This window comes from Streptomyces sp. adm13(2018), from assembly GCF_008042145.1.
Taxonomy (GTDB): domain Bacteria; phylum Actinomycetota; class Actinomycetes; order Streptomycetales; family Streptomycetaceae; genus Streptomyces.
The window spans coordinates 305,136-315,616 of the sequence record NZ_RDBH01000129.1 but is presented as its reverse complement, the minus strand read 5'-3'; the positions used below and the strand labels follow the sequence as shown (position 1 = coordinate 315,616).

General features: G+C 71.0%; 10 protein-coding genes. 1 reads left to right on the top strand and 9 read right to left on the bottom strand.

From position 1 onward, the window contains the following. Positions 1-38 precede the first annotated feature (38 nt). The 7 genes from EAO70_RS40390 to EAO70_RS18005 form a co-directional block, all read right to left on the bottom strand. Positions 39-383: a hypothetical protein gene (locus EAO70_RS40390; protein WP_410091293.1), complete on the bottom strand. Its 345-nt coding sequence runs from the start codon at positions 381-383 to the stop codon at positions 39-41. Positions 384-608: 225 nt separating this feature from the next. Further along, positions 609-2,249 (bottom strand): beta-N-acetylhexosaminidase, encoded by a 1,641-nt coding sequence (locus tag EAO70_RS18030; protein ID WP_148005209.1) that lies wholly within the window; start codon positions 2,247-2,249, stop codon positions 609-611. A gap of 16 nt (positions 2,250-2,265) precedes the next feature. After that, the gene (locus tag EAO70_RS18025) at positions 2,266-3,126 is read right to left on the bottom strand and encodes a carbohydrate ABC transporter permease (protein WP_148003959.1); all 861 of its coding nucleotides are present in this window, start codon (positions 3,124-3,126) and stop codon (positions 2,266-2,268) included. Next, positions 3,123-3,968, bottom strand: a complete 846-nt coding sequence (locus tag EAO70_RS18020) for a carbohydrate ABC transporter permease (protein ID WP_148003958.1) — start codon at positions 3,966-3,968, stop codon at positions 3,123-3,125. Before EAO70_RS18020 ends, EAO70_RS18025 begins: the two co-directional genes overlap by 4 nt. A gap of 126 nt (positions 3,969-4,094) precedes the next feature. After that, positions 4,095-5,399: an extracellular solute-binding protein gene (locus tag EAO70_RS18015; RefSeq protein ID WP_148003957.1), complete on the bottom strand. Its 1,305-nt coding sequence runs from the start codon at positions 5,397-5,399 to the stop codon at positions 4,095-4,097. 269 nt (positions 5,400-5,668) lie between these two features. Then, on the bottom strand, positions 5,669-5,956 hold the full coding sequence (locus EAO70_RS18010) for a DUF3039 domain-containing protein (RefSeq protein ID WP_187283938.1): 288 nt from the start codon (positions 5,954-5,956) through the stop codon (positions 5,669-5,671). Positions 5,957-5,986: 30 nt separating this feature from the next. Then, entirely contained in the window at positions 5,987-6,547 is a 561-nt protein-coding gene (locus EAO70_RS18005; RefSeq protein ID WP_187283937.1) for a YqgE/AlgH family protein, read from the bottom strand. Between the two features lie 314 nt (positions 6,548-6,861). Between EAO70_RS18005 and murA the strand changes: the two genes are divergently transcribed. Beyond that, on the top strand, positions 6,862-8,208 hold the full coding sequence (gene murA, locus EAO70_RS18000; protein WP_148003954.1) for a UDP-N-acetylglucosamine 1-carboxyvinyltransferase: 1,347 nt from the start codon (positions 6,862-6,864) through the stop codon (positions 8,206-8,208). 240 nt (positions 8,209-8,448) lie between these two features. Here murA and EAO70_RS17995 read toward each other — a convergent pair whose 3' ends face one another. Together EAO70_RS17995 and EAO70_RS17990 are read right to left on the bottom strand one after the other, a co-directional pair. Continuing rightward, complete coding sequence (locus EAO70_RS17995; RefSeq protein WP_017237029.1) at positions 8,449-8,730, bottom strand: HU family DNA-binding protein; 282 nt, start codon at positions 8,728-8,730, stop codon at positions 8,449-8,451. Between the two features lie 312 nt (positions 8,731-9,042). Beyond that, on the bottom strand, positions 9,043-10,473 hold the full coding sequence (locus tag EAO70_RS17990; protein WP_148003953.1) for an NAD-dependent malic enzyme: 1,431 nt from the start codon (positions 10,471-10,473) through the stop codon (positions 9,043-9,045). Positions 10,474-10,481 lie beyond the last annotated feature (8 nt).

The following is a 10,481-nucleotide window of genomic DNA, read 5'->3' as shown; positions in this document are numbered from 1 at the left end:
CGGGCCCGGAGGCCGAGGGTGCCGGGGCGGCAGAGCTGTCAGAGGGTCCTCCGGTCGAGGACCGGGGGAGTGGCGGCGAACCGGCGCCCTCCGATCTCTCCCCGCACGAGGCGTCCGAGGCGTCCGGCGGCGCGGACGGCGCCCCTGTCCCGGTCATCGGGTCCGCGGTGTCCGGGGTCTCGGCCAGGTCCGGGGCCGCCGACGGTGCCGATGGCTCCGACGKGTCCGGCGGGGCGGAGCTGGCCTTTGTTGACGGCTGCCATCAGGTCGGTGCCACCGGCGACGGGGACGGCGGCCGGCATGGCCGTGAGCGCCGCCACGGCCTCGTCGAGCGAGGCGGGCAGCGTCACGGACTGCGCCGTCTGTGGTGCGTGCGTGGTCAACCCGCTGCCCCTTCCCGGTGTCCCGGTGGTCCCCGAATGTGCCCGGCGGTCGCGCCTGCGTGTGGGCGTACCGTACGTGCTCACAGGCCGGACGTGGCAACTCTGGCACATCTTCCGAGCGGTCCGGCGCGAGGGCCCGCGAAGGACTGTTCCGTCCGGGACGCCCCGACGAGTGACGGTAACTTCCGTTTCGCCGCTCTTGGGTGAAGGGGGATGTCGGGTCCCTCACACGTTCGGGGGCGTGCCCTCCAGGGGGCGTCCCAGGATGCCGGGGCGGCGCTGCCGGGGCTGGGGTCCGGCGGGCGGGCGGTAGTCCACGCCGAGGGCGTCCAGGCGTTCGTAGTGGGTGCCCATGCGGCGGGCGAAGTCCTGGTAGTCGCGCTCCTCCGGCGCGGGCAGCGCGGACCAGGCGACCTCGGCGAAGGCGGCGAGGCGGGGGAAGACCTGGTAGTCGACGCGGGACCGGTTCTCCATCACCTCGGTCCACACGTTGGCCTGGGTTCCCAGGATGTGGGCGGCGGCCTCGGGCGGGAGGCCGGGCGGGACGGGTTCAAAGCGGTAGACGTCCTCCAGGGTGCGGACGTATCCGATGGGCACGGGCTCGTCCTCGCCGGGCGCCTGACGGTGGTCCAGGTACACGTGCTGCTCGGGGCACATGACGACGTCGTGGCCGGCTTCGGCGGCGGCGATCCCGCCGCCGTAGCCGCGCCAGGACGAGACGGCCGCGCCCTCGGCGAGTCCGCCCTCCAGGATCTCGTCCCAGCCGATCAGGCGTCGGCCGCGGGCGGCGAGCCAGCGGTCGAAGTGGCGGATGAACCAGGACTGGAGGGCGTCCTCGTCGGCGAGGCCGAGTTCGCGGATGCGGGCCTGGGCGGCCGGGGAGGCCTTCCACTGGTCCTTGGGGCACTCGTCGCCGCCGACGTGGACGAAGGGGGACACGTCCGCCGGGAAGAGGTCGAGGACCTCCTCGAAGACGCCCTCGTAGAAGCGCAGGACGGCGTCGGTGGGGGCGAGGACGTTGGGGTTGACGCCCCAGGTGTCCCAGACGGTGAGGGCGGCCGTGTCGACGACGTCGCCGTTGCCGAGTTCGGGGTAGGCGGCGATGGCGGCCTGGGAGTGGCCGGGGAGGTCGATCTCGGGGACGACCCTGATGTGGCGTTCGGCGGCGTACGCGACGATCTCGCGGATGTCGTCCTGGGTGTAGAACCCGCCGTGCGGGGTGTCGTCCCAGAGCGGCGAGGCGCGGTGGCCCCACTTGCTGCGGGCCCGCCAGGAGCCGACCTCGGTGAGCCGGGGGTGGCGCTTGATCTCGATGCGCCAGCCCTGGTCGTCGGTGAGGTGGAAGTGGAAGACGTTGAGCTTGTGGGCGGCGAGCAGGTCGAGGTAGCGCAGGACGTCGGTCTTGGGCATGAAGTGCCGGGAGACGTCGAGCATGAGGCCGCGCCAGCCGAAGCGGGGCCGATCCTCGACGGTGACGTACGGGAGGTCCCGCGGGCCGCCGCTCACCGGCGCCCCGCGGTACGCCCCGGGGCCGAGGAGCTGGCGGAGGCTCTGGGCGCCCCAGAACACCCCGGCGGGGCCGCCGCCCTCGATGACGACGGCGGCTTCGGGGTCCTCGGTGGTGAGGCGGTAGCCCTCGGGGCCGTGCTCCCGCTCCACGTCCTCGCTCACGCGCAGCCGGATCGCGTGCGGGCCGGTGCCGTCGGCGAACGGCAGGCCGGTGGCCGCGCCGAGGACGGTGCGGAGCCAGCGGGCGGTGGACGCGGTGCCGGGTCCGGCGTCGAGGGTGGTCCGCTCGTCGAGCGAGCAGGAGCCCGGGGAGTCGCCGCGCACCTCCTGGTGGAGCGGCGCCGGGATCAGGTCCATGGGGTGGGTCACCGCGTCAGTCCTTCACCGCCCCGCCCAGTCCCGAGACCAGGCGGCGCTGTACGAGTACGAAGAAGACGAGCACCGGGACGGTCATCACGGTCGAGCCGGCCATGATGCCTCCCCAGTCGTTCTCGTCGGGCTTGAAGAAGACGAGCAGTGCCATGGGCAGGGTCGACTGCGAGGTGTCGCTGATGAGGAAGGACTTCGCGAAGAGGAAGTCGTTCCAGGTGGAGATGAACGAGAAGACGCTGGTGGCCACGAGGCCGGGGAAGACCAGCGGGAAGAGGATCTGCCACAGGAAGCGGGTCCGGCTCGCCCCGTCGATCTGGGCCTGCTCCTCCAGGGCCTCGGGGACGGCCTTGACGAAGCCGCGCAGCATCCAGATCGCGAAGGGCAGCGAGAAGGCGATGTGCGGGAGGATCAGCGAGCCCAGGGTGTTGAGCTGACCGGCGTCCCGCATGAGGAAGAACAGCGGGATGGTGAGGGCCTCGACCGGCACCATCTGGGCGACCAGGAACATGATCAGGAGCGTGGTCCGGAACCGGAAGCGGAACCGGGTGACGGCCGTCGCCGCGAGGAAGGCGATGAGCGCGGAGGCGAGGACGACAGTCCCGGCCACGATCAGCGAGTTGAGGAAGTAGCGCCCGAAGTCCTGCTGTTCGAAGACCCGGCGGAACGAGTCGAGCGACGGGGAGAGGGTCCACGGCCGGGGCTCGGTGGACTGGATCTCCCCGGCCGGCTTGAAGGCCGAGAGGACCATCCAGTAGAGCGGGAAGGCGACGGCGGCCGCGACGAGCAGCGTGACCACCTCGGCGACGAGCCGCCCGGGCCGGCGGACGCGGAGCGTGGGACGGAAGGCGTTCGGGACGCTCACAGTTCTTCTCCCTGGCGTCGCAGGAGCCGGAGGTAGACCAGGGTCACGGCCAGCAGGATGAGCAGCATGACGACGCCGATGGCCGAGCCCAGGCTGTACTGGGACGAGGCGAAGGCCTTCTGGTAGGCGTACACGTTGAGGACGAGGTTCTGGCCGGCGATGCCGCCGCCGTTCGTCATCACGTAGATCTGGGTGAAGACCTTGAAGTCCCAGATGATCGACTGGATCGTGACGACGACCAGGATCGGCCGGAGCATCGGGGCCATGACCGAGCGCCAGATCCGCCACTGCGAGGCGCCGTCGAGGGAGGCCGCCTCCAGGACCTCGGACGGGATGGCCTGGATGCCCGCGTAGACGGTGACCATCACGAACGGGAAGGAGCACCAGACGACTTCGAGGAGGACGAGGGCGAAGGCGCTGTACCGCCCGTACGTCCAGGAGAAGTCGCCGAGACCGAGCAGCTTGTTGACGGGGCCGAAGTCGGGGTCGAAGAGGAAGACCCAGACCGTGGAGCCGGTGACCGCGGGCGTGGCCCAGGCGCCGAGCGCGGCCATCATCAGGACGAGGCGGGGCAGGGCACGCACGCGCGTGAGGAGTACGGCGAGGGCGCAGCCGACGGCGAGCGTGGTGACGACGCAGGCGGCGGCGAAGAGGACGGTGGCGAGGAGGACCTGCCAGAACTGGGGGTCGGCGAAGAGGGCCGTGTAGTTGCCGAAGCCCTTGAAGGAGGTGGGCTCGCCGCCGCTGACCTGGGCCTGGGTGTACTCCAGGAAGGAGATCAGGCCGAGTTGGTAGACGGGGTAGACGAGGAGTCCGCCGAGGACGGCGAGGGCGGGCAGCAGGTAGAGCCAGGGGGTCCAGGGGCGGTGGCCGCGGGGCTCACCGCCCCCGGGAAGCGGCCGGGGGCGTGGTCGCCCCCGGCCGCTTCCCGGGGGCGGTGAGCGGGGTGAGCTGGGTCGTCATGGGTCTCAGCCCGCCGGCGCGAAGGCCGCGTCCATCTTCTTCGCGGCGTCGTCGGCCGCCGCCTTGGCGTCCTTACGTCCGCTGACGACCTCCTGGAACATCGTGGGCAGGACGAGGGAGGCGTCGATCTGGCCCCAGCCGGGCGACGCGGGGACGAACTTGGTGCCGGCGCCGAGGGTGTCGATGAAGGGCTTCACGAAGGGCTGTCGCTGGGCGGCGGCGGTGCGGACGTCGGTGAACGTGGGGAGGAAGCCCATGGCGTCGAAGAGCTTGCCCTGGGTGTCCTTGCCGGTGAGGGAGGTGAGGAGGTCGACGGCGAGGCTGCGGTGCGAGGTGCTCTTGAGGACGCCGATGTTGTTGCCGCCGGCGAAGGCGGGGGCGATGGAGCCGGGGGTGGTGCCGGGCAGCGGGACGACGGCGTACTTGCCCTTCACGGTGCCGGCCTCGACGGCGGCGTGGCTGAAGTCGCCGCCGATGGCCATGGCGGCCTTGCCGGAGGCGAAGGCGGTGACGGTGGCGTTGCCGCCCATCTGGGCGCACTTGGCGGCGGGGCAGTTGTCGTCGCCGAAGAGCGAGGTGTAGGTGCTGATGCCCTGGACGGCGGCGTCGGTGTTGACGGCGGCCTTGTAGGAGTCGCCGTCCGCGGTGGCGAGTTCGCCGCCGGCGGCCCAGACGAAGGGCATGGCGCCGTAGGTGTACGCGCCGCCGACGGCGATGCCGTACAGCTCGGGCCTGGCCTTGTGGATCTTCTTGGCCGTGGAGACGAGTTCGGCCTGGGACTTGGGGGCGGTGAGGCCGAGGTCCCGGAAGACGTCGGTGCGGTAGTAGAGCGCGCGGACGCCGACGAACAGCGGGGCGCCGTAGACCTTTCCGCCGACGGTGACGGACTGCTTGGCGGTGGGGTCGGTGTCCTTGGCCTCGTCCCACGCGCCGAACTCGGTGCTGATGTCGGCGAGTCCGCCGTCCTTGACGTATCCGGCGGTGTCGGTGTTGCCGTACTCGATGAGGTCAGGCGCCGACTTGGGGTCGTTGAAGGCGGCCTTGACGCGCTGGGCGCGGGTCTCGACGGGGATGTACTCGACCTCGACCTTCGCGCCTTCGTGCCGCTTCTCGAAGGCGGCGACGGCCTGGGAGACGACCTGTTCCTTGGGCTTGTTGCTCACCTCCTGGAAGAGCCAGACCCGCAGGGTGCCGGTCTTCTCGTCCGTCGTGGCCTTGCCGTCGGACGTCTGGGGCGCGCAGGCGGTGGCGGTGAGGCCGGCCAGCAGGAGCGCCGCGGCTGGTGCGGTGACGAAGGCAGGAAGCTTCATGACGGATCCCCTCCAGGGCGTTGCAACATGCGCAATGCGCGTTTCGTTCTGCACAACACGCGTGAGGTTAGGCGTGCCCGCGGTGACCCGACAAGAGGTCTCGACCACCTCAACCACTCCGTGACCGGCGGATGCATCCTGCGCAACGGCCGCCGGGGGCCCGGGACTCCGGCTCGGACACCGCCCGGACAACGAAACGGCCCCCGTCACCCGTACCGAAGTACGCGCGACGGGGGCCGCCCCCGATGTTCCGGGACGTCAGGACACCGTTACTTGTCCTTGCCGCCCTTGTCCTTGTCGCCACCGCCGGCGCTCATGGAGTCGTAGATCTCCTTGCACATCGGACAGACCGGGTACTTCTTGGGGTCGCGCCCCGGTACCCAGACCTTTCCGCACAGTGCCACGACGGGGGTGCCGTCGAGGGCGCTCGCCATGATCTTGTCCTTCTGGACGTAATGGGCGTAGCGCTCGTGGTCGCCGTCACCGTGGGACACCTGCGGCGTCGGCTCGACGAGGGTTCCCGTACCTGCCCCGCGCTCGGGCTCGAGAGTGCTCATAACCGCCAAGGGTACTGAAAGCCGGGGCCCTCAGTTGAGCGAGGGATCGTCCGGGTACGTCGCGATCATCGCGAGCTCGCCGCGCTGCCTCCGGAGCACCTGCCGCCAGAGCGCCTCGGGCTGCGGGGAGGAGACGTCGCCGGGCTCCGACTCCACCACGTACCAGGCCCCCTCGTCCAGCTCGGTCTCCAGCTGGCCGGGGCCCCAGCCCGCGTAACCGGCGAAGATCCGCAGCGAGCCGAGGGCGGGTCCGAGCAGCTCGGGCGGGGTCTCCAGGTCGACCAGGCCGATCGCCCCGTGCACCCGCCGCCAGCCGAGCGGCCCCTCGTCGCCGGGGATGACGGCGACCCCGAGGGCGGCGTCGAGGGAGACCGGGCCGCCCTGGAAGACGACGCCGGGTTCGCCGGCGAGGCCGGCCCAGGGGGCGAGGATGTCGCCGACCGTCACCGGCGTCGGCCGGTTGAGGACCACGCCGAGCGAGCCCTCGTCGTCGTGGTCGAGCAGCAGGACCACCGCGCGGTCGAAATTCGGGTCCGCGAGGGCGGGGGTGGCCACGAGCAGCCGTCCTGTGAGCGAGGACACCTCGGTCATGCGACACATGATCCCGCATCTTCCGGCTTCACGGGCGGTCTCGGGGGTACGGAGAAGCCCGATGTCCGGAACTCGCCGACCGCCGCAGTTCAGAGGGGACGCGACGGGCCCGCGCCGGCGCCCGGGCGACGGAAGCGGACGGTGACGCTCCGCAAGATCACGGGAACAGAGGGTGTTGTGCCGAATTCATTACATCTGACAGGCCCCCCGGAGCACCCAAGAGGGGTCCCATGGACCCTTACCCTTTTCACTGGCCACCCGACCGACCCTCCCCCTAGCTGCGCAGGGGGGACCCCCACCGGAACGCGAGATTCATGACCGGCACAGACAGCCATGATGTACTCCTCGTCCATGGCGGAACCCCGCTGGAGGGAGAGATCCGCGTCCGCGGCGCGAAGAATCTCGTGCCCAAGGCGATGGTCGCCGCCCTGCTCGGCAGCGGCCCGAGCCGACTGCGCAATGTGCCCGACATCCGTGACGTCCGCGTGGTCCGCGGACTGCTCCAGCTGCACGGTGTGACGGTCCGCCCGGGCGAGGAGCCCGGTGAGCTCGTCCTCGACCCGACGCACGTCGAATCGGCGAACGTCGCCGACATCGATGCCCACGCCGGGTCGTCCCGCATCCCGATCCTCTTCTGCGGCCCGCTGCTGCACCGCCTCGGCCACGCCTTCATCCCGGGCCTGGGCGGCTGCGACATCGGCGGCCGGCCCATCGACTTCCACTTCGACGTGCTGCGCCAGTTCGGCGCCACCATCGAGAAGCGGGCGGACGGGCAGTACCTGGAGGCCCCGCAGCGCCTTCGCGGTTGCAAGATCCGGCTGCCGTACCCCTCGGTCGGTTCGACCGAGCAGGTGCTGCTGACGGCGGTGCTCGCCGAGGGCGTCACCGAGCTGTCGAACGCCGCCGTGGAGCCCGAGATCGAGGACCTCATCTGCGTACTGCAGAAGATGGGCGCGATCATCTCCATGGACACCGACCGGACCATCCGGATCACCGGTGTCGACCGCCTCGACGGCTACACCCACCGGGCGCTCCCGGACCGCCTGGAGGCGGCCTCCTGGGCGTCGGCGGCGCTGGCGACCGAGGGCAACATCTACGTGCGCGGCGCCCAGCAGCGCTCGATGATGACCTTCCTCAACACGTACCGGAAGGTGGGTGGCGCCTTCGAGATCGACGACGAGGGCATCCGCTTCTGGCACCCGGGCGGCTCGCTCAACGCGATCCACCTGGAGACCGACGTGCACCCCGGCTTCCAGACGGACTGGCAGCAGCCGCTGGTCGTGGCGCTGACGCAGGCGTCGGGCCTCTCCATCGTGCACGAGACGGTGTACGAGTCCCGGCTCGGCTTCACCTCGGCGCTCAACCAGATGGGCGCGCACATCCAGCTGTACCGCGAGTGCCTCGGCGGCTCCGACTGCCGCTTCGGCCAGCGCAACTTCCTCCACTCGGCCGTCGTGTCCGGGCCGACGAAGCTGCAGGGCGCCGACCTGGTCATCCCCGACCTGCGCGGCGGCTTCTCGTACCTGATCGCGGCGCTCGCGGCGCAGGGCACCTCCCGGGTGCACGGCATCGAGCTGATCAACCGCGGCTACGAGAACTTCATGGACAAGCTCGTCGAGCTCGGCGCCAAGGTCGAGCTCCCGGGCCGCGCGCTGGTCTGACCGGCGCACGCGTCCGATCGGCGGTACGCGCCCGAACGGCCGTACGCGCGTGGGGGCCGGCTCCCCGCGCGCGTGCGGCCGTTCGTGCGCCCGGGACCGGCCCCCCGGGCGCACAACGGGTGCCGGACCGGCTGGGCGGGCCCTGACGGGCCTCTGACGGGCAAACGGAAGGGCGGCCACCCCCGGTGGGGGTGGCCGCCCTTTCGGTGCCTCCAGGCTGCTTACGCGGCCTTGGCGGCCTTACTTGCCCTTGGCGGCTTCCTTGAGCTTCGAGCCCGCGGAGACCTTCACGCTGTAGCCTGCCGGGATGTTGATCGGGTCGCCGGTCTGCGGGTTACGAGCGGTGCGAGCGGCACGGTGGGTGCGCTCGAAGGTCAGGAAGCCGGGGATGGTGACCTTCTCGTCGCCCTTGGCGACGACCTCACCGACGGTCTCGGCGAGAGCGGCCAGCACGGCGTCGGCGTCCTTGCGGGTCACCTCGGCGCGGTCGGCCAGAGCGGCCACCAGCTCACTGCGGTTCATGTTGTTACTCCCGTGTTCTTCTTGCCTGTGAGGCGTGCCACGCGGCGGAAGCCGCGTGATTGGGTACAGCGAAGCCGATGCTGCCAGGGCCTTCGGACAGTCCCCGGACCCGGGTCTAATGACAGACCCGCGCGCCCAAACACGCATCCTGCCCCCACCAGCGGCGGGAACGCCAATCCGGCACCCCCTGGGGTCACACGAAAAGCGCCAGAGCCCCGTGGTGGTGACGTTCTGTCGACTCCGCGAAAACCACGCGGAGCCGAAAAGCCACCCTAAAGGCGGGTTTACGACTCCGCGAATCGCGACGCGCCGTCAGCGCCCGGTCGCCGCCGGGCCGCCGGCCGCCGCCTTGGCCGCGTTGCGCACGGCTCCGGCGACCGCGCCCGCGACCTTGTCGTTGAAGACCGACGGGATGATGTAGTTCGGGTTCAGCTCGTCCTCGGTGACGACGTCGGCGAGGGCCGAGGCCGCGGCGAGCATCATCTCCGTGTTGACGGTACGGGACTGGGCGTCGAGGAGGCCGCGGAAGACGCCCGGGAAGACCAGCACGTTGTTGATCTGGTTGGGGAAGTCCGAGCGGCCGGTGGCGACGACGGCGGCCGTCTGGCGCGCCGCGGCCGGGTCGACCTCGGGGTCGGGGTTCGCGAGCGCGAAGACGATCGCGCCGTCCGCCATCGCGGCGACGTCGTCCGCGCCGAGCAGGTTCGGGGCCGAGACGCCGATGAAGACGTCCGCGCCGACCACGGCCTGCTTGAGGGTGCCGGTGACGCCCTCGGGGTTGGTGTTGTCGGCGATCCAGCGCAGCGGCGAGTCGGCCGGGGCCTCCACGAGGTCCTCGCGGCCCGCGTGCACGACGCCCTGGATGTCGGCGACGACCGCGTGCTTCACACCGGCGGCGATCAGCAGCTTGAGGATGGCCGTACCGGCGGCGCCGGCACCGGACATGACGACCCGTACGTCGCCGATGCCCTTGTTGACCACGCGGAGCGCGTTGGTCAGCGCGGCGAGGACGACGATGGCGGTGCCGTGCTGGTCGTCGTGGAAGACGGGGATGTCGAGGGCCTCGCGGAGCCGGGCCTCGATCTCGAAGCAGCGGGGCGCGGAGATGTCCTCCAGGTTGATGCCCGCGAAGCCGGGGGCGATCGCCTTGACGATCGCGACGATCTCGTCGGTGTCCTGGGTGTCGAGGCAGATCGGCCAGGCGTCGATGTCGGCGAAGCGCTTGAAGAGGGCCGCCTTGCCCTCCATGACGGGCATGGCGGCCATCGGGCCGATGTTGCCGAGGCCGAGGACGGCGGAGCCGTCGGTGACGACCGCGACGGTGTTGCGCTTGATGGTGAGGCGGCGGGCGTCCTCGGGGTTCTCGGCGATCGCCATGCACACGCGGGCGACGCCCGGGGTGTAGATCATGGAGAGGTCGTCACGGTTGCGGATGGGGTGCTTGGCCGCCATCTCGATCTTGCCGCCGAGGTGCATCAGGAACGTACGGTCGGAGACCTTGCCGAGGACGACGCCCTCGATGGTGCGCAGCTGGGCGACGATCTCGTCGGCGTGCGCGGTGGAGGTCGCGGCGATGGTGACGTCGATGCGGAGCTTCTCGTGGCCGGAGGCGGTCACGTCGAGGCCGGTGACGGATCCGCCGTGGGACTCCACCGCCGTGGTGAGCTGGGAGACCGCGGTTCCGCTCGCGGGAACCTCCAGCCTGACCGTCATCGAGTACGAGACGCTGGGCGCCGTTGCCATGGCCGGGT

Bases quoted from the DNA above. Each gene is read 5' to 3' on its own strand.
- EAO70_RS18030 (WP_148005209.1), bottom strand. From the start codon at position 2,249: ATGGACCTGATCCCGGCGCCGCTCCACCAGGAGGTGCGCGGCGACTCC.
- EAO70_RS18015 (WP_148003957.1), bottom strand. From the start codon at position 5,399: ATGAAGCTTCCTGCCTTCGTCACCGCACCAGCCGCGGCGCTCCTGCTG.
- EAO70_RS18010 (WP_187283938.1), bottom strand. From the start codon at position 5,956: ATGAGCACTCTCGAGCCCGAGCGCGGGGCAGGTACGGGAACCCTCGTC.
- EAO70_RS18005 (WP_187283937.1), bottom strand. From the start codon at position 6,547: ATGACCGAGGTGTCCTCGCTCACAGGACGGCTGCTCGTGGCCACCCCC.
- murA (WP_148003954.1), top strand. From the start codon at position 6,862: ATGACCGGCACAGACAGCCATGATGTACTCCTCGTCCATGGCGGAACC.
- EAO70_RS17995 (WP_017237029.1), bottom strand. From the start codon at position 8,730: ATGAACCGCAGTGAGCTGGTGGCCGCTCTGGCCGACCGCGCCGAGGTG.
- EAO70_RS17990 (WP_148003953.1), bottom strand. From the start codon at position 10,473: ATGGCAACGGCGCCCAGCGTCTCGTACTCGATGACGGTCAGGCTGGAG.